The sequence below is a fragment of the Achromobacter animicus genome (assembly GCF_040775605.1).
In the GTDB taxonomy this organism is placed as follows: Bacteria; Pseudomonadota; Gammaproteobacteria; order Burkholderiales; family Burkholderiaceae_B; genus Achromobacter; species Achromobacter animicus.
The window spans coordinates 1,210,207-1,230,341 of the sequence record NZ_JAYGJK010000001.1 but is presented as its reverse complement, the minus strand read 5'-3'; the positions used below and the strand labels follow the sequence as shown (position 1 = coordinate 1,230,341).

At 65.0% G+C, this 20,135-nt stretch carries 18 protein-coding genes; 10 read left to right on the top strand and 8 right to left on the bottom strand.

Features of this window, described 5'->3' with window-relative positions; genetic code table 11:
* Positions 1 to 10: 10 nt before the first annotated feature.
* The 5 genes from AB3147_RS05505 (at position 11) to AB3147_RS05485 (ending at position 5,865) form a co-directional block, all read left to right on the top strand.
* A complete protein-coding gene (locus AB3147_RS05505) occupies positions 11 to 2,872 on the top strand; it encodes a DUF4118 domain-containing protein (protein ID WP_367351533.1) in 2,862 nt (953 codons plus the stop codon).
* A gap of 9 nt (positions 2,873 to 2,881) precedes the next feature.
* Positions 2,882 to 3,574 carry a two-component system response regulator KdpE gene (kdpE, locus tag AB3147_RS05500; protein ID WP_367351532.1) on the top strand — a complete coding sequence of 231 codons (693 nt, stop codon included), beginning with the start codon at positions 2,882 to 2,884 and terminating at the stop codon, positions 3,572 to 3,574.
* 160 nt (positions 3,575 to 3,734) lie between these two features.
* Positions 3,735 to 4,496: a TorF family putative porin gene (locus AB3147_RS05495; RefSeq protein WP_367351531.1), complete on the top strand. Its 762-nt coding sequence runs from the start codon at positions 3,735 to 3,737 to the stop codon at positions 4,494 to 4,496.
* 139 nt (positions 4,497 to 4,635) lie between these two features.
* Complete coding sequence (locus tag AB3147_RS05490) at positions 4,636 to 4,962, top strand: hypothetical protein (protein ID WP_279974826.1); 327 nt, start codon at positions 4,636 to 4,638, stop codon at positions 4,960 to 4,962.
* Positions 4,963 to 4,965: 3 nt separating this feature from the next.
* Entirely contained in the window at positions 4,966 to 5,865 is a 900-nt protein-coding gene (locus AB3147_RS05485; RefSeq protein WP_367351530.1) for a 4-hydroxy-tetrahydrodipicolinate synthase family protein, read from the top strand.
* On the opposite strand, the gene AB3147_RS05480 is transcribed toward AB3147_RS05485, so the two are convergent.
* The 3 genes from AB3147_RS05480 to icd all read right to left on the bottom strand — a co-directional run bounded on the left by AB3147_RS05480 (position 5,828) and on the right by icd (position 10,280).
* Entirely contained in the window at positions 5,828 to 7,384 is a 1,557-nt protein-coding gene (locus tag AB3147_RS05480; RefSeq protein WP_239216290.1) for a methyl-accepting chemotaxis protein, read from the bottom strand. The two genes, AB3147_RS05485 and AB3147_RS05480, sit on opposite strands and share 38 nt — an antisense overlap.
* 212 nt (positions 7,385 to 7,596) lie before the next feature.
* The gene (locus AB3147_RS05475; RefSeq protein ID WP_367351529.1) at positions 7,597 to 8,868 is read right to left on the bottom strand and encodes an O-antigen ligase family protein; all 1,272 of its coding nucleotides are present in this window, start codon (positions 8,866 to 8,868) and stop codon (positions 7,597 to 7,599) included.
* 155 nt (positions 8,869 to 9,023) lie between these two features.
* Positions 9,024 to 10,280, bottom strand: a complete 1,257-nt coding sequence (gene icd / locus AB3147_RS05470; protein ID WP_056568692.1) for an NADP-dependent isocitrate dehydrogenase — start codon at positions 10,278 to 10,280, stop codon at positions 9,024 to 9,026.
* A gap of 205 nt (positions 10,281 to 10,485) precedes the next feature.
* Between icd and AB3147_RS05465 the strand changes: the two genes are divergently transcribed.
* The gene (locus AB3147_RS05465; RefSeq protein ID WP_056321316.1) at positions 10,486 to 10,911 is read left to right on the top strand and encodes a DUF1841 family protein; all 426 of its coding nucleotides are present in this window, start codon (positions 10,486 to 10,488) and stop codon (positions 10,909 to 10,911) included.
* Between the two features lie 64 nt (positions 10,912 to 10,975).
* On the opposite strand, the gene AB3147_RS05460 is transcribed toward AB3147_RS05465, so the two are convergent.
* Both AB3147_RS05460 and AB3147_RS05455 read right to left on the bottom strand, forming a co-directional pair.
* A complete protein-coding gene (locus AB3147_RS05460) occupies positions 10,976 to 11,338 on the bottom strand; it encodes a c-type cytochrome (RefSeq protein WP_175123150.1) in 363 nt (120 codons plus the stop codon).
* A gap of 12 nt (positions 11,339 to 11,350) precedes the next feature.
* Positions 11,351 to 11,704: a c-type cytochrome gene (locus AB3147_RS05455; RefSeq protein WP_367351528.1), complete on the bottom strand. Its 354-nt coding sequence runs from the start codon at positions 11,702 to 11,704 to the stop codon at positions 11,351 to 11,353.
* Positions 11,705 to 11,879: 175 nt separating this feature from the next.
* On the opposite strand from AB3147_RS05455, the gene AB3147_RS05450 reads away from it, so the two are divergent.
* Positions 11,880 to 12,761: an AAA family ATPase gene (locus tag AB3147_RS05450; protein ID WP_175123151.1), complete on the top strand. Its 882-nt coding sequence runs from the start codon at positions 11,880 to 11,882 to the stop codon at positions 12,759 to 12,761.
* A gap of 25 nt (positions 12,762 to 12,786) precedes the next feature.
* Positions 12,787 to 13,959 (top strand): vWA domain-containing protein, encoded by a 1,173-nt coding sequence (locus AB3147_RS05445; protein ID WP_175184131.1) that lies wholly within the window; start codon positions 12,787 to 12,789, stop codon positions 13,957 to 13,959.
* Between the two features lie 46 nt (positions 13,960 to 14,005).
* Here AB3147_RS05445 and AB3147_RS05440 read toward each other — a convergent pair whose 3' ends face one another.
* The 3 genes from AB3147_RS05440 to AB3147_RS05430 form a co-directional block, all read right to left on the bottom strand.
* Positions 14,006 to 14,563: a GNAT family N-acetyltransferase gene (locus tag AB3147_RS05440; RefSeq protein ID WP_175123153.1), complete on the bottom strand. Its 558-nt coding sequence runs from the start codon at positions 14,561 to 14,563 to the stop codon at positions 14,006 to 14,008.
* A 101-nt stretch (positions 14,564 to 14,664) separates the two neighbouring features.
* Complete coding sequence (locus AB3147_RS05435) at positions 14,665 to 15,045, bottom strand: hypothetical protein (protein ID WP_218344900.1); 381 nt, start codon at positions 15,043 to 15,045, stop codon at positions 14,665 to 14,667.
* Between the two features lie 248 nt (positions 15,046 to 15,293).
* A complete protein-coding gene (locus AB3147_RS05430) occupies positions 15,294 to 15,893 on the bottom strand; it encodes a GNAT family N-acetyltransferase (protein ID WP_367351527.1) in 600 nt (199 codons plus the stop codon).
* Positions 15,894 to 16,025: 132 nt separating this feature from the next.
* On the opposite strand from AB3147_RS05430, the gene AB3147_RS05425 reads away from it, so the two are divergent.
* Positions 16,026 to 18,773 (top strand): M16 family metallopeptidase, encoded by a 2,748-nt coding sequence (locus AB3147_RS05425; protein ID WP_367351526.1) that lies wholly within the window; start codon positions 16,026 to 16,028, stop codon positions 18,771 to 18,773.
* Positions 18,774 to 19,060: 287 nt separating this feature from the next.
* Positions 19,061 to 19,450, top strand: a complete 390-nt coding sequence (locus AB3147_RS05420) for a DUF4148 domain-containing protein (protein WP_279974832.1) — start codon at positions 19,061 to 19,063, stop codon at positions 19,448 to 19,450.
* The last annotated feature ends 685 nt before the right edge of the window (positions 19,451 to 20,135 follow it).

Sequence of the window (20,135 nt, the reverse complement as noted above, 5' to 3'; positions counted from 1 at the left end):
TTGCGCGTTCATGGCTGACATCGCTGGCGAGCGTCCCGATCCGGACGCGCTATTGAAGACCCTGGACGCCGCCGAGCGCCAGGCGGTGCGCGGCAAGCTGCGCGTGTACTTCGGGTCGTCGGCCGGCGTGGGCAAGACCTACGCCATGCTGGCCGCGGCGCGCGCGCAGGCGGCGCAGGGCACGGACGTGCTCGCCGGCATCGTCGAAACCCATGGCCGCCGCGAGACCGCCACGCTGCTCGACGGCCTGCCGGTCCTGCCGCTCAAGGACGTGGCCTACCGCGGTCACACCCTCAAAGAGTTCGACCTGGACGGCGCCCTGCTGCGCCGCCCCGCGCTCGTGCTGGTCGACGAGCTGGCCCATTCCAACGCCCCGGGTTCGCGTCACGCCAAACGCTGGCAGGACATCCAGGAACTGCTGGCGGCCGGCATCGACGTCTGGACGACGCTGAACGTGCAGCATCTGGACAGCCTGAACGAGGCCGTCGGCAGCATCACCGGCGTGCGCGTCTGGGAAACGGTGCCCGACGACGTGTTCGACGCGGCCGATGAGGTCATGCTGGTCGACCTGTCGGCCGACGAACTGCTGCGCCGCCTGAAGGAAGGCAAGGTCTACCTGCCCGAACAGGCGCGCCACGCGGCCCGCAATTTCTTTCGCAAGGGCAATCTGATCGCCCTGCGCGAACTAGCGCTGCGCCGCACCGCCGAGCACGTGGACGACGACGTGCAGGCCTATCGCCGCGACCGCGCCATAGATTCGGTGTGGCGCACGCGCGAAGCCATCGTCGCCTGCGTCGGGTCCGATACCGACGCCGACTACGTGATCCGCAGCGCCCATCGCATGAGCCAGCAGCTCGATTGCGATCTGCACGTCGTCACCATCGACACGCCGCGCGCCGCGCCGCCCGCGGCGGCCGACGTCGAGCGGCTGCAGCACAGCCTGGCGCTCGCCGACGCGCTGGGCGCGCGCACCGAGACGCTGGCGGGTGGCGACATGGTCGATGCCGTCGTCCGCTACGTCCGCCGCCACAACATCACCAAGGCGATCGTGGGCCGGACTCGCGCGGGCGGCTGGCAGCGGTTGCGGCTGTCGCTGACCGCGCTGCTTACCGCCGTCATGTCGCCGGGATGGCTGTGGCGGCGCCACAGCTTTGCCGACATGCTGGCCGCCGGCTGCCCGGAGATCGACATCATCCGGCTGGGCGCGCCACCCCTGCCCGCGCAGGCGCCGCCCGGACGCGACCCGTTCACGCTGGGACGCCGCGCCCGCCCGTCCGATGACGAACGCGGGGCGCGGCCGCTTGCAGGCTATGCGTGGGCGCTGTGCTATTGCGCGGTGGCCACGGCGCTGTCGGCGCTTGCGTTCCCGACGCTGCACCAGACCAACATCGTCATGCTCTTTCTGCTGGCGGTGGCCGCAGTGGCGCTGCGCCACGGACGCGGGCCCGCCGCGCTGGCGTCCGTCGTCAGCGTGGGACTGTTCGACTTTTTCTTCGTGCAGCCCCTGTCGTCGTTCGCCGTGTCCGACGTGCAGTATCTGCTGACCTTCGGCGTGCTGCTGGGCGTGGGGCTGCTGATCGGCCAACTTACCGCCGGCCTGCGGCTGCAGGCGCAGGCCTCGGTCAAGCGCGAGGCCGATGCGCGCAGCCTGTACGAATTCGCGCGCGAACTGTCGTCCGCCCTCCTGCCCGAGCAGATCGTCGCGCTCGCCGGCTCGTTCGTGCATGCCACGTTCGGCGCGCGCTGCTCGCTTTACATCCTGGGCCTGGACGACCGCTTGAAACTCGCCTCGCCCGAAAGCGGCGACACGACCGCACCGGAATCGGCGCTGGCGCAGTGGGTGTACGACCACGGCCAGCCCGCAGGCGCGGGCACCGCCACCCTGTCGAACAGTGCGTTGCTGTACCTGCCGCTCAAGGCGCCCATGCGCACGCGGGGCGTGCTGGTACTGGATGCCCCCCGCCGCAGCCTCTACGCGAATCCCGACACACGCCGCCAGGTCGAGGCCTACGCCACGCTGATCGCCATTGCGCTGGAACGCCTGCATTACGTGGAAGTCGCGCAGCAGGCCGTGGTCAGCATGGAATCCGAAAAGCTGCGCAACTCGCTGCTTGCCGCGGTGTCGCACGACCTGCGCACGCCGCTGACCAGCCTGGTCGGCATGACCGATACGCTGATGCGCCAGCAGCACGCGCTGCCCGACGGCGTGCAGGACACCGTGCGCGCCATGCGCGATCAGGCGCAGCGCATGCATGCGCTGGTCGTCAACCTGCTGGACATGGCGCGGCTGCAAAGCCGCGACGCGCCGCTGCGTATGGAGTGGCAATCCATCGAGGAGCTGGTCGGCGCCGCGCTGGCGGCCATGCGCGAACCGCTGGCGGGCCGCAAGGTCGACGTTTCGCCCCTGTCGGCGCTGCCGCTGGTGGAGTGCGACGGCGTGCTGATCGAACGCGTGCTGTGCAACCTGCTGGAGAATGCGGCCAAGTACACGCCGGCCGGCAGCACGTTGCGCATCCATGCCTACGTGCATGAAGACGGGGTACGCGAGGCCGGGATGCACGAGGCCGAAGTGCACACGGCTGAAACGCAAATGTCTGTGCCGCACCATGCCGAAATGCGCGTGGCCATCACCGACAACGGTCCGGGCGTCGCGCCGGGCGCCGAGCGCCGCATCTTCGAAAAATTCACGCGGGGCGAACGCGAGTCCGCCACGCCCGGCGTCGGCCTGGGCCTGGCCGTGTGCGAAGCCATCGTCGCCGCCCATCACGGCCGCATCTGGGTCGAACACGCGCCGGGCCAGGCCAGCGGCGCGCAGTTCGTCTTCAGCCTGCCGCTGGGCGCCCCGCCCTCAATCCAACCCGAAACCGCCTGAGTCCGCGACATGTTCGATTTTCAGCCCGTAGTCCTCATCATCGAAGACGACGCCAACATCCGGCGGTTCGTCCGCCAGGCGCTGGAAAGCGAAGGCTGCGTGGTGCACGAGGCCGACACGGTCAAGCGCGGCCTGATCGAAGCCGGCACCCGCCAGCCGGACGCGATCGTGCTCGACCTTGGCCTGCCCGACGACGACGGCATGACCCTGATCCGCGAGCTGCGCGGCTGGACCGAGGTGCCGGTGCTGGTGCTGTCCGCGCGCAGCGCCGAGGCCGACAAGGTGGCGGCGCTGGACGCGGGCGCCGACGATTACCTGGCCAAGCCTTTCGGCGTGAGCGAACTGCTGGCGCGCCTGCGCGTGCTGCTGCGCCGGCATGGCCGCGGCGGCGCGGGCAATGCGGCTGAGATCACGTTTGGCGACGTGCGCGTGGACTTCTCGCGGCGCGTGGTCGAACGCGCTGGCCAGCACGTGCACCTGACCGCCATGGAATATCGCCTGCTCGCCGCGCTGCTGGCTCATCGCGGCAAGGTCATGACGCACCGAGAGCTGCTGCGGCAGGTGTGGGGCCCATCCCACGTCGAAAGCAACCATTACCTGCGGATCTACATGGGCCACCTGCGCCAGAAGCTCGAGGCCGACCCGGCGCAACCGGTGTTCCTGCTGACGGAGATCGGCGTGGGCTATCGCTTCGCGGGCTGAGCAGACGCATTCAACGCCGGCTTCGATAGACGCCATTTCAAAACCCGCCTTTTGAAGCCCGCTTTTTGATGCGCCCTTTACGCGCAGGGCGCGAGTCTTGTCTCGCGCTTTATGCCGATCCTCCTATTGTTGCGGTCCGCTCAACACCAGGAGGCTCCACATGCCCCGCACCACCCTCGCAGCACTGGCGCTGCTTTCCTTCATTCCCATGGCGCAGGCCGCCGATGCCCCCAGCGCCGCCGATGCCGCATCGCCGTACTCGCTGACGGCCAACGTCACGCTCGCCAGCCAGTACCGCTATCGCGGCCTCATGCAGACCAACAACCAGCCCGCCATCCAGGGCGGCTTCGACCTCACGCACGCCAGCGGCTTCTACCTGGGCAACTGGAACTCCAGCATCAGCTGGCTGAACGACAGCAACAGCGACGTGTCCGCGCCCGTCGAGATGGACTTCTACGGCGGCTACAAGGGCAACCTCACGGACAACGTGCCCGTCGACCTGGGCGTGCTGCAGTACTACTACCCGGGCGACTATCCGTCCGGCTACACCAGCCCCGACACCACCGAACTCTACGCCGGCATCGGCTACGGCCCGGTGATGTTCAAGTACTCCCTTGCGCTGACCAACCTGTTCGGCTTTGCCGACAGCAAGTACAGCCAATACTTCGACCTGTCCGGCAACTTCGATACCGGCGTCTGGGGTCTCGTCGTCAACGTCCATGCGGGACGCCAGATCGTGCGCAATGTGGATAACGGCTCCTACACGGATTGGAAGCTGGGCGTGACCAAGGACTTCGGGCAAGGGCTGTCGGTCTCGCTGGCCTATCTGGACACCAACGCCGACCGCGCCGTCTACACCAACACGCGCGGCCGTGACATGGGCCGCGCCACGGGCCTCCTGTCGCTGACCAAGACGTTCTGAAACGCCGCGGCCGTTGACGCCGTTTTTATACGGCGCCCTCGCATTTATCGGCAGGATTTACGGCGGCATTCCTATAGTGGAATCGTCGTCAACCACCGGATTCGCGGGTCGCCGTCTTCGGCCCCGCCCCCTCACCGCCATGATTCCCCGATCGCACCGTCGCCCGGCCCCCCTCGACGCCGCCCTAGCTGCCCAGCCCGCGCCGCAGCCGCAATGCAGCCTGATCGCGCTGACCGTGCGCATCGATACGCTGGACGCCTTGAACGTGCGGCTGGCCTTGCACCGCGCACTGGGCGATCGCATCGGGGTCTACCTGCTGTCGGTCGACCATGCGCACGCCCAAAGCACGCTCGAACTGCAATGCGAACGCGGCGAACTGGACGCCATGATGGCCGCGATCATGCGCGGCCTGCCCTGCGCTGAATTCGGTCCGGCGCGCCCGGCCGCCGCCATTACGGAGCGATGAGCCATGGACACCCTTGCCAAACCCGCATTCGAAGGCCTGTGGCTGCCGATGGTGACGCCCATGCGCGGCGGGCACGTGGACCTGGACGCCGCGCAGGCGCTGGCCCGCTACTACCGCAACGCCGGCATCGCCGGCCTGGTCCTCTTTGGCTCCACCGGCGAGGGCAACCTGCTCAGCATGCCCGAGAAAGCCGACATGATCGAAGCCATCGCCAGCGACGCGCATGCGCTGCCGCTGGTGCTTGGCGCGGGCGGCGTCGATACGCGGGGCGTGGCCGCCGCGGTGCGACGACTGGACCGCCACGCACCCGCCGGCTACCTGGTTCCCCCGCCGTACTATCTGGGACCATCCCAGGCCGGCATCCTGTGGCATTACCGGCAGATCGCGTGGGCCACCGAGCGGCCCATCATCCTGTACAACATCCCCAAGCGCGCAGGTGTCGCCATGACGGTCGAAACCATGGAAGCGCTGGCGGCGCTGCCCAATTTCGGGGCAGTCAAGGAATGCAATCCCGCCGTGCTGGGCGCCTTGAATGCGCGGGGCCGCCTCAATGCCCTTTGCGGCAAGGACCTGGCCTTGCTGGATCACTTCCTGGCGGGCGGGCGCGGCGCGATTCCAGCCGCCGCGCACCTGTTTCCGGAGCGCTTCGTCGAGATGATGCTGCTTGCACAAGCCGGCCACGACGAGGCCGCGCGCGACTGCTTCGACCCATTGCGCCCCCTGATCCGGTTGCTGTTCAGCGAGCCCAATCCCGCGCCGGTCAAGCGCGCGCTGGCCATGCAGGGCCTCATCGCCGACGAGCTGCGCATGCCGATGATGCCCGCCAGCCGCGACCTGGGCGCGAAACTGCGGCGGGCTATGAGCCTTATCCCGGCATCGGCTGAGCGGCTGCAGACAGCCTGAAGATCGACACGGCGCGGGCCAGATCCCCCGCCTGACCGTGCAGGGCGGCGGCAGACGCCGCAAACTCCTCTACCAGCGCAGCGTTCTGCTGGGTCGCTTCGTCCAGATGCGTCACGGTCTGGTTGATCTGCTCGATGCCCGCGCTCTGTTCGCCGGACGCCGTGGCGATCTCGCTCATCAGCGGCGCGCTGGTGGCTGCCGATTCCAGCACGCTTCCCATCGTGGCGCTCGCCTGTTCCACCCGCTGGCTGCCGCGCGCCACCGAGTCGGCCGACGCTTCGATCAGCGACTTGATCTCCTTGGCGGCGGTGGCGGACCGCTGCGCCAGCGCCCGCACTTCGCCAGCGACCACCGCAAAACCACGCCCCTGTTCGCCCGCCCGTGCGGCTTCGACGGCGGCGTTCAATGCCAGGATGTTGGTCTGGAACGCGATCACGTCGATCAGACCGATGATCTCGTCGATGCGCTGCGAACTTTGCGAGATCTCGCGCATCGCGTCGATCGCATGCTGCGTCTCGTCGCTGCCCTGCCGCGCCAGCCGCGCGGCTTCGCCGGCCAGCGCGCTGACCTCACGCACGTGCTCGGCGCTTTGGCGGGCAGTGGCGGTGATTTCCTCCACGCTGGCCGCGGTCTGTTCCAACGCGGCGGCCTGCTTTTCGGTACGGTCGGACAGGTCGACACTGCCCGCGGCAATCTGGCGGGATGCGGCCGCAATGGACGCCGTGGAATGCACGATGCTGCGCACCGCCGCGTCCAGCCGCTGTTGCATCCGCGCCATTGCGTCGAACAGGCGGCCGATCTCGCCCCGGTGATGACGCGAGATGCCGCTGGACAGGTCGCCATTGGCCACGCGCTCGCACACGGCCACTGCCTCGTTCAATGGCCGCAGGATGTGCGTGCTGAAAAAGCGCAGCGCCGCCGTCAGCACCAGCGCAAGCAGCACCAGCGTCACGCTGCCCTGCCGCCACAGCGTGCCGTAGAACGCTGCATCGACGTCGTCCACGTACAGGCCTGTGAACATCAGCCAGCCCCATTCCGCGTCATAGGCCGCGTAGGTCAGCTTGGGCAACGGGTCCTCGGAACCGGGGCGCGGAAACAGGTAGCGTACATAGCCACCGCCCGCCTTGCCCTGCGCGTAAAGGTTTTCAAACAGCGGCTGCCCCTGGCTGTCGCGCGTGGCGCGCACGTTCGTGCCCACCAGCTTCGCGTCGGGATGCACCAGCAGATCGTAGTCGTCGCCAAACGCGCCTACATAGCCGTCCCCGCCGTACCGCAACTGGGACAGTTGGCGGGCCACGTCGCGCTTGGCCTCGGCCAGCGGCACGCCTTCCTGCACGCGCTGCTTGCCGCCGCGGACGATGCCCGCGGCCATATCCAAGACATGCCGAAGCTCCGTCTTGCGGTCGTCCACCATCTCGGCACGGCGCTGCCAGGCGTCCCACACGCCCAGCGCCAGGACGGCGGCGCCAATGGCAAACACGAACCACAACAGTTCCCTACGCAAGCTGGAAGTACTCATCGACTCTCTTTGACACGCCACCAATTAGAAACAATATCTAGCTGGATGTGACGTTTTATGTAATTTGGCCGTCGAGCATACCCTTTCAAACTTCGTTTGAATTCGATTTGACTAGTCACTTTGATCTAGCTCAAGTCCGATAAAAAAAACGCAAGGCGCGTCGCGCCTTGCGTTTCTTATGGAAGCCGGTTGCGGGACTGGCCAGCGCGAATTCAAGCCACGGACTGGGACGCCGGGGGGACCCTGAGCACCGGACGCGCCGTCGTCAGCGCAATCAGCGTCACCGTGATCAGCGCGTAAGTGGGCACGCTGCGCATGTTGCGAAACATCATCTCGGTCAGGCTGAAGGCGCAATAGCTCAGGCAGAAAAGAAGGCCCATCTGGGCGCCCACGCGGATCACGCGGTCATCACTGGCCAAACGCCGGAAGAAAATGGCTGCCGGCAGCAGATACAGCGTCAGCATGCTCAGCAGGCCGAGCACGCCGTACCCCGCCAGCGCCGCCAGCAGGTCGTTGTGCGGCTCGCCGAAACCGTCGACGACTTCCTGCGTCACGATGCCCTGCCCTTGCAGCACACGCAGCTCGTCGCGGAACTTGCTGGGACCAATGCCCACGACCGGGCTCTTTTCAAACATCAGGATTGCGGCATGCCACAGTTGCAACCGGATGCCGAAGGACGTGTCACGGTTGGCCGAGGTGGCGAACCCTTGCACGTCGTGGGTGATCTCCTGCATGCGGCTGCTGAACGTCCAGATGGCCGCCGCGCTGACGACCAGCGCCACGCTCACGGCCAGTGCACAGTACACCTTGTGGCGCCGCCGCCAGTTGCGCAGGCCCAGCAGGAAGACGAGTCCCAGAATGGGCAGCAGCATCCAGCTGCTGCGGGTTTCGGACATCCAGGTCGCGCACACGGCCAGCGCCGCGGCGAGGACCTTCAGGCCGGTCTCCAGTCGCGGCCAGCGCGATCCGGGGCCCCAGCCGAGCGACAGCAAGGTCATTCCCCCGAACAGCAGCACCATGTTCGCAAAGGCCACGGCGTTATAGCGTCCGCCAACCTCGACCACCGCGCCTCGGCCGCCCGTAAGCATCATCGTGATCAGCAGGATGGAGCCGGCAAGCGCGCCGGCCAATACGGTCCATTCGATATGGCGCAGCAGCCGCTGCGGCGCGCGCAGCAGCAGCCACAACACGGGCAGGGCCAATGCAAAGCGCAGCAGCTTTTCGAGTTCGGAATTGCTCCACACGCTTTTCACGGAAGACGTGATCAGCATACAGACGAGCGGGGACAGCAGCGCCAACGCCATGGGCCAAAGCGCCCGGAAATCCATGGGCTCGTAGCGCTTCACCGCATTGACGGCAATGGCCGTCAGCGCGATCAATGCACTCAGGTACAGCACGGCGGGACCGCCAACGGGACTGGTCAGCGCCAGGGCGGGCATGAGCAACACCAGCCAGGCGACCAGATTTACATACATTCGGGGCACAACAATCAACCTGAAAAGAACAATGCACACGCAATACGCATGATGCGGGTGGTTAGACAAAACCCGCCCGCCATGACGGCGGGCGGGTTTTGCTCAAACTCGAGATGGAACCCCAAGCGCACAGCGGCAGCCTGGCGAGGAGCCCCGGCCGAGGCTTACATGTTCTCGATCATCACCTGGCCAAAGCCCGAGCACGACACCTGCGTCGCCCCTTCCAGCAGACGGGCAAAGTCGTACGTGACCTTCTTGGACTGGATCGACTTTTCCATGCTGGAAATGATGAGATCTGCGGCTTCGGTCCAGCCCATGTGACGCAGCATCATTTCCGCCGACAGGATCTCGGAACCGGGATTCACGTAGTCCTTGCCCGCGTACTTGGGCGCCGTGCCGTGGGTGGCTTCAAACATGGCCACGGAGTCGGACATGTTGGCGCCCGGCGCGATGCCGATGCCGCCCACCTGCGCGGCCAGCGCGTCGGAGATGTAGTCGCCGTTCAGGTTCAGCGTGGCGATGACGTCGTATTCGGCCGGCCGCAGCAGGATCTGCTGCAGGAACGCATCGGCGATCACATCCTTGACGATGATCTCGCGGCCGGTCTTGGGATTCTTGAACTTGCACCACGGGCCGCCGTCGATCAGCTGCGCGCCGAATTCCTTCTGCAGGAGCTCATAGCCCCAATCGCGGAAGCCGCCTTCGGTGAACTTCATGATGTTGCCCTTGTGCACCAGCGTCAGCGACGTGCGGTCGTTGTCGATGACGTACTGCGCGGCCTTGCGCACCAGGCGCTCGGTGCCTTCGCGCGACACCGGCTTGATTCCGATGGACGAGGTGTTCGGGAAACGGATCTTCTTGACGCCGAGCTTGGTCTGCAGGAACTGGATCAGCTCCTTGGCCTGCTCGCTTTCGGCCATGTATTCAATGCCGGCGTAGATGTCTTCCGAGTTCTCGCGGAAGATCACCATGTTGGTCTTTTCGGGTTCGCGCACCGGGGACGGCACGCCCTTGAAGTACGCCACGGGACGCAGGCAGACGTACAGGTCAAGCTGCTGGCGCAGCGCCACGTTCAGCGACCGGATGCCGCCGCCGACCGGGGTGGTCAGCGGGCCCTTGATGGAAACCACGTAGTCTTTGACGACTTCCAGGGTTTCGTCGGGCAGCCACACGTCAGGACCGTAGACCTTGGTGGCCTTTTCGCCGGCATAGACTTCCATCCAATGGATCTTGCGCTTGCCGCCGTAGGCCTTCTGCACCGCCGCGTCGACGACCTTGATCATGACGGGGGTGATGTCGGCGCCCGTGCCGTCGCCTTCGATGAAGGGGATGATGGGCTGGTCAGGCACATTCAGCGAGAAATCGGCGTTGACCGCAATTTTCTGGCCGCCGGCGGGAACCTTGATATGTTGGTAGGACATGAATGCTCCATTTGCTCCGGGTGGTTTTCTTGCACGCGCCAGGATCGGACAGCGTCCGATTCCGCGGGTTATACCGCCTCCTGCGAACCGCACACCGGATGGCGGATAGCAACCCATTCTATATCGCAAAGCGCCGGGCGAAACCGGCGGTCCGCGCGGGGCGGTAAAATAAAGCGCCCACATCCTGCTTTTGGCCCCCTCCCGAATGTTCAATCCCTCCCGCGACCAAGTCCGCGAATTCTTTATTGAAACCTGGCGCAAACATCGCGCCAACGAGGTCCTGACCCCGCTGGAGGCGATTGCGCTGGACTGGATCATCGAGCATCCCGAATATCACGCGGACCTCGAAAGCCCGGACGCCATGACGGCGGAATACGCGGTGGAAAAAGGCCGCACGAATCCGTTCCTGCACCTGTCCATGCACCTGGCCATCGCGGAACAATTGTCAATCGACCATCCGCCGGGCATTCGCCAGGCCTACCAGCAGCTCACCGCACGTTCGGACGCGCATCACGCCGCGCACGAAATCATGGAATGCCTGGGCCAGGTGGTCTGGGAAGCGCAGCGCCTGGGCACGCCGCTGGACAGCGACACCTACATCGACCTGATCCGCCGCCGCGCCAGCCTCTGACCCAACGAAAAAAACCCTCGCCAGCGAGGGTTTTTCATTCACATCGACCGAAAAGCGTTGCGTCCTAGCGGCGCACACCCAGATCGCTGGGCAGCGTGGCCAGCCACGCCGACACGTTGGAGATGTCCTGGTCGGACAACTGCGTGGCGAAGGCGCCCATGATGGGGTTCTTGCGCACGTTGGCCGTGGCGGCGCTGCCGGAGGCGCCCCGCTTGTAGGCCTTCAGCGCATGCGCCAGGTAATCGGCGTGCTGCCCGGCCAGCGTCGGATACGCCGGATCCACCGCCGTCTTGGCGTCGGCGCCGTGGCACGACGCGCAATTGAATTTCTCGAAGACGGCCTTGCCGGCCGCCAGATCCTGCGCCTGGGCGGCAGAGCCCCAGATGGCCAGGGTCGCGCCCGCAAGGGCAAGCATGGTGCGGTTCATGATTTTGCCCCCTTATTTGAGATTCGAGTAGTACGCGGCCAAGTCGGCAATGTCCTGATCGGACAGGCTGCCGGCAACGGCGTCCATCGTGGGATGGCTGCGCGCGCCTTTCTTGTACTCGTTGAGGGCGGTTTCGATGTACTTGGCGTTTTGGCCAGCGATCATCGGAACGTGGTAAAGCTCGGGAAACGATGCCTTGTAGCCAGGGATGCCATGGCAACCGATGCACATCGAAACCTTCTCGCGGGCATTCTGGACATTACCGACCGGCGCTGCGTCTGCAGCAACAGCCTGGCCGGCGATCGCACAGGATGCCATCGTGGCCAACACGGAAACCGTGTACTTCAGAGAGGTTCGCAACTTCATTGGAATGACTCTTCTTGGTATGGCTAAGGACTAGGGCCTGCTCACACGAAAAGGCCCTCTGCAAACACGTTGCGGGTGGAACCCAAAGCAAAACCGCCTGATTGTACGATAATTGCTCAGGATTAATACCTTGCGTTAGTGTTGATCCCAATCAAACCACAGAAGCCATCAGACCATGTCCGCAGCCCAGACCGCCTCCTCCGCCAAGCCAGTCCGCTTCGATGGCACCGACAGCTACGTCGCCACCGACGATCTCAAGCTCGCCGTGAACGCCGCGCTTACCTTGCAGCGCCCGCTGCTCATCAAGGGCGAACCCGGCACCGGCAAGACGATGCTGGCCGAGGAAGTGGCCCGCGCGCTGGGACGGCCGCTGCTGCAATGGCACATCAAGTCCACCACCAAGGCGCATCAGGGTCTGTACGAATACGACGCCGTGTCGCGCCTGCGCGATTCGCAGCTGGGTGACGAAAAAGTCCGCGACATCCGCAACTACATCGTGCAGGGCACGCTGTGGCAGGCGTTCCAGTCGCACGAGCCGGTGGTGCTGCTGATCGACGAGATCGACAAGGCCGACATCGAGTTCCCCAATGATCTTCTGCGCGAGCTGGACCGCATGGAATTCCATGTGTACGAAACGCGCGAGACCATCGCCGCGCGCCACCGTCCGCTTGTCATCATCACGTCCAACAATGAAAAGGACCTGCCTGACGCGTTCCTGCGCCGCTGCTTCTTTCACTACATCCGCTTCCCGGACCGCGAGACGATGCGCGACATCGTGGCCGTCCACTATCCCGACTTGAAGCAGGACGTGCTGCGCGCCGCGCTGGACACGTTCTTCTCGCTGCGCGATGCGCCCGGGCTGAAGAAAAAGCCGTCCACGTCCGAACTCCTGGATTGGCTGCGCCTCTTGCTGGCCGAAGACGTCACGGCCGCGCAGATCGACGCCCACACGGCCACTGCCGTGCCGCTGATGGCCGGCGCGCTGCTCAAGAACGAGCAGGACGTGCATCTGCTCGAACGCCTGGCGGCCATGACGCGCGGCGGCCAACGCCGCTGATCCGGCATCCACGGGCGGCCCGCACATGCTGATCGACTTCTTCTATCACCTCCGGGCGCACAAGCTGCCCGTCTCGGTCAACGAATACCTGACGCTGGTGGACGCGCTGCGCCAGGACCTGATGTCGCCCACGCTGGACGAGTTCTACTTTCTGGCGCGCGCCACGCTGGTCAAGGACGAGTCCCTCTACGACCGCTACGACAAGGCCTTCGGCGCGTATTACCGCGGCATCGAAGCTGCGCTGCCCGCGGGCAAGGACATCCCGCTCGACTGGCTGATCAAGCAGTTCGAGAAAAGCCTGTCTCCCGAAGAAAAGGCCGCCATCGAAAAGCACGGCTGGGACAAGCTGATGGAGCTCTTCAAGGAGCGCCTGGACGAGCAGAAGGAACGCCACGCCGGCGGCAGCAAGTGGATCGGAACGGGCGGCACCTCGCCGTTCGGCAACGGCGGCTATCACCCCGAAGGCATCCGCGTGGGCGGCGCATCGGCCGGCAACCGCACGGCGGTCAAGGTCTGGGACATGCGCCAGTTCAAGGACTACGACGACCAGGTCGAACTGGGCACGCGCAATTTCAAGGTGGCGCTGCGCCGCCTGCGCCGCTTCGCGCGCCAAGGGGCCGAACTGGAACTGGACCTGGACGACACCATCGCCAGCACGGCGCGCAACGCAGGGCATCTGGACCTGCGCATGATCCCGGAACGCCACAACACGGTGAAGGTGCTGATGCTGCTGGACGTGGGCGGCAGCATGGACGACCACATCGGCCGGGTCGAGGAACTGTTCTCGGCGGCACGCAGCGAGTTCCGCAACCTTGAGGTCTATTACTTCCACAACTGCCCGTACGAAAGCCTGTGGCAAAGCAACCGCCGCCGTCAGAACGAGCGCTTCGACACCTGGGACGTGCTGCGCAAGTACAACCCGGACTGGCGCCTGATCATCGTGGGCGACGCCACGATGAGCCCGTACGAAATTCTGCAGCCGGGGGGTTCGGTCGAGCACTACAACAAGGAACCGGGCGCCGAATGGATGCGCCGGCTGCTGGACGCGTGGCCCAAGTCGGTCTGGCTGAATCCCGAGCCCACGGCGTCCTGGCAGTACCGCCAATCCATTGCGCTGATGCGCGACATCATGCAGGACCGCATGTATCCCGTGACCGTTGCAGGCCTGGAGCAGGCGATGCGGGTGCTGTCGAAGTAAAAGTTGCGCCGTCGCGGCGGCGATGCTGCCGCCGCGGTTGGCGCTGTCAGCCGTCGACGGGGTTGTCGGGCGTGTCCAGCGTCAACTGATAGAACGCCAGATCGAGCCACCGTCCAAATTTGAAGCCGGCCTGGCGGATCGTGCCGGCATGTACAAACCCCAGCTTTTCATGCAGGCGGATGCTGCCCTGGTTCGAGGCGTCGATGCCACCGACCAGCACGTGCACGCCATTGGCGCGCGCTCGCTCGATCAGGATGGCCATCATGGCTTCGCCCAGACCGCGGCCGCGAAAGCGCCCGTCCACGTACACGGAATGCTCCACCGAGTACTTGAAGGCGGGAAACGCGCGGAACGTGCCGTAGCTGGCAAACGCCATCAACTCGCCGTCCGCATTCTCAAGCCCCACGACGGGGAAGCCGCCTTGCTGCTTGGTCTTGAACCATCCGTCCATCGCTTCGCGCGGCCGCGGCTTGTAGTCGTACAGCGCAGTGGATGTCGCAATGGCGTCATTGAAGATGGCCAGGATCTGGTCGGCGTGGCGCTCGTGCGTGCAGTCAACCAGCGTGGCGCCCTGCGGGGCGCGGAATTCGGCGGGCGTTTTCATGGCGGGAATTTTAGCGATGGCGCCGCCTGCCGGTATCAAGCGGACGAAAAAAAACCGGCGATGACGCCGGTTCAGTGAAACGTTGCCGCTTCTGGCCACTCTCAGGCGGCGCGGCTCTCCACAGATCGATGCGCGCTTGTACTCATGTGGCGCAAACCGGGGCATTGCCGCCACGACAATTCGTCGGCGTCCATGTCCAGGTCGAACAAATCTTGCGCGGCGGGCCACGGATGGGAGCGCGCGCTGGCGCCCTCCATTTCAAGCACATGGCCGGCAAATCCGCGAGGCGATCCACCGCACTCCGCGAAATACCGCTGCGTACTCAGGTCCACCACATAGGTGGTCATGTCATGGGTAAGTATGGCCACGTATTGGCCGTCATCACTGGCATAAGCGTACTGAAACTGTCCTTTGATGCCATCGCCGTTAAGGGCGCTGCCAGTCAGCTGGGACAAGGCACGCGTGACGATTTCGGTCAGCATGGGTCGTTCCTCCGTAGAATGCGCCGGCAGGATGCCAGCGGCGAAGGCGCGAACGACAAGCACCGGCGCCGCGCTGAGGCAGCGTCTGGCGTTGGACGGGAAGCCGGTAAGACGGCCGTCGCGCATCCCGTCAGCAACAGTGAATGCGTCCTTGAAAGCTTACACCCGCGACGGGAAGTGGTTCAAATCGCCTGGGAGCGCTGAACTGCTGCATCGCAACATCAACACTGGCGCGGCTTGGCGGAGCATCAAGCCGCCGCAAAGATGGCGCCGTCGTTGGCGCCGCCCGCCTCCCGACGCCGCCGCCATGCTTCACGTCCAAGCCGGTAGAGCACATGCGCACGCAGCGGGTGTCCCGCCGGCACGGCCGGATGGTCAAAGCATCCGGGTTCGGCGGCCATGCCCAGACGGTCCATCACGGCGCGTGAGCGCACGTTGTCCGTAGCCGTGAAGGCAACGATTTCTTCCGCGCCCACCTGTTCAAAGCCGACCCGCAATGCGGCATCAGCCGCTTCGCTGGCGTAGCCCCGTCCCCAGAACGGTTGCGCGAGACGCCAGCCGATCTCCACGCCAGGCGCAAAAGGCAGCGTGGGCGCCAGCGGCTTGATGCCGACGAAGCCGATGAAGGGCGCCACGCCCTGCGCCTCCACGGCCCAGAAGCCCCAGCCGTGCTCGTCAATGCCGGCGGCCAGCCTGTCGGCCAGGGCATCGCTTTCCTGGGGCGTCATCGGCAACAGGAACTGCGTCACCTGCGGGTCGGCATTCAGGGCGGCGAAAGGCTTGCGGTCCGCCGCGCGCCATTGCCGCAGCACGAGGCGGGGCGTTTCGACTTCGATGTTCAGGGACATATCAACTTCCTCAGCATGGCGGCCAGCGATGGTAGTCCAGCGATGGCGGCGAAGGCGCCCTTTTCGCCCGCCTGAACCATTGCCAACGTATACACTCCAACGGATTCTGCCATGCCAAAGGAATAGTCCGCCATGCGCTTGTCCCTGTCGAAGCTGCCGCGCCCGCTAGGCGTGCTGCTGTTTTCCTCCTTCCTGGCCTTTCAGGCCGGAGCCGCCAGCCTGCCGGCCGGCGTCACGGAGGCCGCCTCGATCGAAGGCATCACCGAATACCGCTTGGCCAATGGCCTGCGGGTGCTCCTGGTACCCGACGAATCCAAGCCGTCCACCACGGTCAACATGACGTACCTGGTGGGCTCGCGCAACGAAAACTACGGCCAGACCGGCATGGCGCACCTGTTGGAGCACATGCTGTTCAAGGGCACGTCGACCACCCGCAACGCGATGGGCGAGTTCTCCCGCCGCGGATTGCAGGCCAATGGCTCGACGTCCAGCGACCGCACCAATTACTTCGCGAGCTTCGCGGCCAACCCCGAGACGCTGAAGTGGTACCTCGGCTGGCAGGCCGATGCGATGGTCAATTCGCTGATCGCCAAGGAAGACCTGGACTCGGAAATGACCGTGGTCCGCAACGAGATGGAAAGCGGCGAGAACAACCCGTTCCGCATCCTGATGCAGAAGATGCAGGCTGCCGCCTACCAGTGGCACAGCTACGGCAAAAACACGATCGGCGCGCGTTCGGACGTCGAAAACGTGGATATCGGCCAGCTGCGCGCCTTCTATCACGAGTATTACCAGCCGGACAACGCCGTGCTGATCGTGGCGGGCAAGTTCGACCCGCAGACGACGCTGGCGGACATCGAAGCCACGCTGGGCAAGCTGCCCAAGCCCGACCGCAAGCTGCCGCCGGAATACACGGTGGAACCGACGCAGGACGGCGAGCGCTCGGTGACGCTGCGCCGCACCGGCGGCACACCGCTGGTCGCGGCGATGTATCACATCCCGGCCGGCGGCAGCGCGGACTTCGTGCCGTTCGACCTGGCGACCACGATCCTGGCGGACACCCCGTCGGGCCGCCTGTACCATGCCCTGGTGCCGACCAAGCTGGCCTCGGGCGTGTTCGGTTTCACGATGGAAAACCTGGACCCGGGACTGGCGATGTTCGCCGCGCAACTGACGCCGGGCAAGGATCTGGACGCCGCCATGAAGGCGATGACGAGCACGCTGGAGACGCTCGACAAGAAGCCCTTCACGGAGCAGGAACTGGACCGCGCGCGCAGCAAGTGGCTGACGTCGTGGGAACAGACGTACAGCGATCCCGAGCAGGTGGGCGTGGCGCTGTCCGAAGCGATCGCCGCGGGCGACTGGCGCCTGTTCTTCCTGCAACGCGACCGCGCGCGCAAGGCAACGCTGGCCGAGGTGCAAAAGGCCGCGACGACCTATCTGGTGCAGAGCAACCGCATCGAGGGCCGCTACATCCCAACCGAGAAGCCGGTGCGTGCGCCGCAGACGGAGCGCGTGGACCTCACCGCCGTGTTCAAGGACTACAAGGGCGATCCGGACTTCAAGGCGGCGTCGGCATTCGATCCCTCGCCGGCCAACATCGACAAGCTGACGCAACGCACGACGCTTGACCTGCCCAATGGCCCGGTGAAGCTGGCCCTGCTGCCCAAGGCGACGCGCGGCAGCCGCGTGCAGGCGCAGATGCTGATCCAGTTCGGCAACGAGAAGGACCTGCTGGGCCAGCGTGTCAATTCCAGCGCGGCGGCGGACCTGCTGCTGCGCGGCACGGACAAGCTGTCGCGCCAGGATATCCAGGACCGTCTGGACAAACTGCAGGCTGAACTTGGCTTTACCGGCGGCGGCACGACACTGAAGGTGGCGATGTCGACCAAGGGCGAGAATCTGCCTGAGTTGACGGCGCTGGCGCTGGAGATCATCCGCAACGCCAGCTTCCCGAAAGAGCAGGTCGAGGAATATCAACGCCAACTTGAAACCTCGATCCAGAACGCGATGACGGAACCGTCGGCGCTGGCCGGACGCGCACTGGCGCGCCACGACAATCCGTGGCCTGCGGACGATCTGCGTTATGTGCCGACGTTCGAAGAGTCGCTGGCTAGCGTGCGCGGCCTGAACCGCGAGGCGCTGGCAACGTTCCACGCCAAGTTCTACGGCGCCGGCGATATCGAGTTCTCGGCGGTGGGCGATTTCGAGCCGGCAGCGGTGGAAAAGTCCCTGCGCACGGGACTGGCCGGATGGAAGAAGGCGCCGGCCTACACCCGCGTGCCGAACCCGTACCGCGACGTGCCGGCCAAGCAGTTCGATATCGACACGCCGGACAAGGCGAATGCGTTCTATCTGTCGCGCATGCCGTTGAAGGTGCAGGATACGGACGCGGACTATCCGGCGCTGTACCTGGCCAATTACCTGTTCGGCGCATCGGAAACGTCGCGCTTGTGGAACCGGGTGCGCGAGACGGAAGGCCTGTCGTATAACGTGCGCAGCTCGCTGTCGGTGTCGGCGTTTGAACCGACCGCAAGCTGGAGCATTTACGCGATATACGCGCCGCAGAATCGCGAGCGGCTGGAGAAGGCGATCAACGAGGAACTGGCAAGAGTGCTGAAGGACGGTTTCTCGGAGAAGGAAATCACGGAGGGCATTACGGCGCTGCTGAACTACCGGAATCTGGCTCGGGCGCAGGACGACGTGTTGGCAAGCACGTGGCTGGATTACCTGGAGCGCGGCCGTACGTTTGCGTGGTCTGCGGAAATGGACAAGAAGATTTCCGCCTTGACGCCGGAGACGGTGAACGCGGCGCTGCGCAAGTACGTGCGTCCGGACGGGTTCAGCACGGCGCTGGCGGGGGATTTCAAGAAACCCTGATGCAGCCTATGTTTGGGAAAGCCCCTGCCTCGGCAGGGGTTTTTTTTGCATAGTCGGTGGGCTGTAGCGGTTTGAGGATTCTGGGATTGGGCTTGACCATTCCATTCATGGGGTCAATTCTTTCGTTCTGATCTATTACTCGGTTATTTGGAAAGATGTTTTCAGGGATTAAGGGTTTATCCCAGGTGGGAAGGCGCGCACAATTCAGTCCATCGGGAACAGCAAACGAACCACGACGGAGTGCCGCCGGATTCGGTCCCTCTTTACGACGAATTGGAGGTCTCACCATGAAAACCCTAGCAACCACCCTTTTCCTATCCCTGGCCCTGGCCGGTTTCGGCGCACAAGCCGCCGGCGTCGAGCAAGCGAAGAGCAGCGCCCAAGTGGCGACGGAACTGCAAGCAGCGAAGGCAAGCGGCCAGTACACGTTCGGCGAGCTGGACTATCCGCCCGCCCTGCCCCAGAAGACCAGCCTGAGCTCGCAGGAAGTGCAAGCCGAGCTGCAGCAAGCCAAGGTCAGCGGTCAATACACGTTCGGCGAATTGCAGTATCCGCCGGTCGTCGCAACGTCGGGCAGCGCAAAGTCGCGTGCCGACGTTCAGCAGGAACTGGCGCAAGCGAAGGCCAGCGGTCAATACACGTTCGGCGAGCTCGAGTACCCGCCGATCAGCCGGTGAGCTGCTTGCTGTAGCCCGGCCGGCCTCGGGTGGCATCATGGCCTGAGGCCGGTATTTTCGGTGTACAGCGGCGGTTGAAGTAGCAGTAGCAGTAGTCGTTGAAGTCAGCAGTTGAAGTTGAAGTCAGCAGTTGAAGTGCAGTTCGCAGTTGCAGTTCGCAGTTGCAGTTTGCAGTTGAAGTTGCAGTTCGCAGTTGAAGTTGCAGTTCGCAGTTGCAGTTTGCAGTTGAAGTTCGCAGTTGAAGTTGCAGTGGTAGTAGCGAAGAGGCCGTGGCGATTGTCGCGGTCTCTTTTTTTCGTCGGGATTTTGCTGGGCTGCCATTGGGGTTCTTTAGCGCCTGGCGCGGCCACGGCACTCGGCGCACGGGGCCACGATTGCGGTCCGGAACCTTCGCTCCGGACTTCCCCTGCCTCATCCTCGTCACCGCCTTTGGCGGTTCCTTCGGATTCCGTTGGGCTTATCGACGCCCCGCGCGCCGAGTGCCGCGGCCACACCAGGCTCGCCGTGTCGAACGGCCTCGGACGCTGGGACGGGCGGATTTCTTGGCGTTTTTGCGACGAGCTTTCACCTGTGGAGGATCTTGCGGGGCCCGCGTTGCGTCGGCCGCGCGGGCGGCCTTGCAACGCTTACGCGATGCGTTGCGTCAGCGGGGGTGCGCTGCGCGCTGGTGGGGAGCCCTGGGCAG

Excerpts from the sequence above, each read along its gene's own strand:
- AB3147_RS05490 (WP_279974826.1), top strand. The coding sequence starts at position 4,636 with ATGATTCCCCGATCGCACCGTCGCCCGGCCCCCCTCGACGCCGCCCTA.
- AB3147_RS05465 (WP_056321316.1), top strand. The coding sequence starts at position 10,486 with ATGTTCAATCCCTCCCGCGACCAAGTCCGCGAATTCTTTATTGAAACC.
- AB3147_RS05445 (WP_175184131.1), top strand. The coding sequence starts at position 12,787 with ATGCTGATCGACTTCTTCTATCACCTCCGGGCGCACAAGCTGCCCGTC.
- AB3147_RS05450 (WP_175123151.1), top strand. The coding sequence starts at position 11,880 with ATGTCCGCAGCCCAGACCGCCTCCTCCGCCAAGCCAGTCCGCTTCGAT.
- AB3147_RS05430 (WP_367351527.1), bottom strand. The coding sequence starts at position 15,893 with ATGTCCCTGAACATCGAAGTCGAAACGCCCCGCCTCGTGCTGCGGCAA.
- AB3147_RS05505 (WP_367351533.1), top strand. The coding sequence starts at position 11 with ATGGCTGACATCGCTGGCGAGCGTCCCGATCCGGACGCGCTATTGAAG.
- AB3147_RS05485 (WP_367351530.1), top strand. The coding sequence starts at position 4,966 with ATGGACACCCTTGCCAAACCCGCATTCGAAGGCCTGTGGCTGCCGATG.
- AB3147_RS05435 (WP_218344900.1), bottom strand. The coding sequence starts at position 15,045 with ATGCTGACCGAAATCGTCACGCGTGCCTTGTCCCAGCTGACTGGCAGC.
- AB3147_RS05455 (WP_367351528.1), bottom strand. The coding sequence starts at position 11,704 with ATGAAGTTGCGAACCTCTCTGAAGTACACGGTTTCCGTGTTGGCCACG.
- AB3147_RS05425 (WP_367351526.1), top strand. The coding sequence starts at position 16,026 with ATGCGCTTGTCCCTGTCGAAGCTGCCGCGCCCGCTAGGCGTGCTGCTG.
- AB3147_RS05440 (WP_175123153.1), bottom strand. The coding sequence starts at position 14,563 with ATGAAAACGCCCGCCGAATTCCGCGCCCCGCAGGGCGCCACGCTGGTT.
- AB3147_RS05480 (WP_239216290.1), bottom strand. The coding sequence starts at position 7,384 with ATGAGTACTTCCAGCTTGCGTAGGGAACTGTTGTGGTTCGTGTTTGCC.
- icd (WP_056568692.1), bottom strand. The coding sequence starts at position 10,280 with ATGTCCTACCAACATATCAAGGTTCCCGCCGGCGGCCAGAAAATTGCG.
- AB3147_RS05495 (WP_367351531.1), top strand. The coding sequence starts at position 3,735 with ATGCCCCGCACCACCCTCGCAGCACTGGCGCTGCTTTCCTTCATTCCC.
- AB3147_RS05460 (WP_175123150.1), bottom strand. The coding sequence starts at position 11,338 with ATGAACCGCACCATGCTTGCCCTTGCGGGCGCGACCCTGGCCATCTGG.
- kdpE (WP_367351532.1), top strand. The coding sequence starts at position 2,882 with ATGTTCGATTTTCAGCCCGTAGTCCTCATCATCGAAGACGACGCCAAC.
- AB3147_RS05420 (WP_279974832.1), top strand. The coding sequence starts at position 19,061 with ATGAAAACCCTAGCAACCACCCTTTTCCTATCCCTGGCCCTGGCCGGT.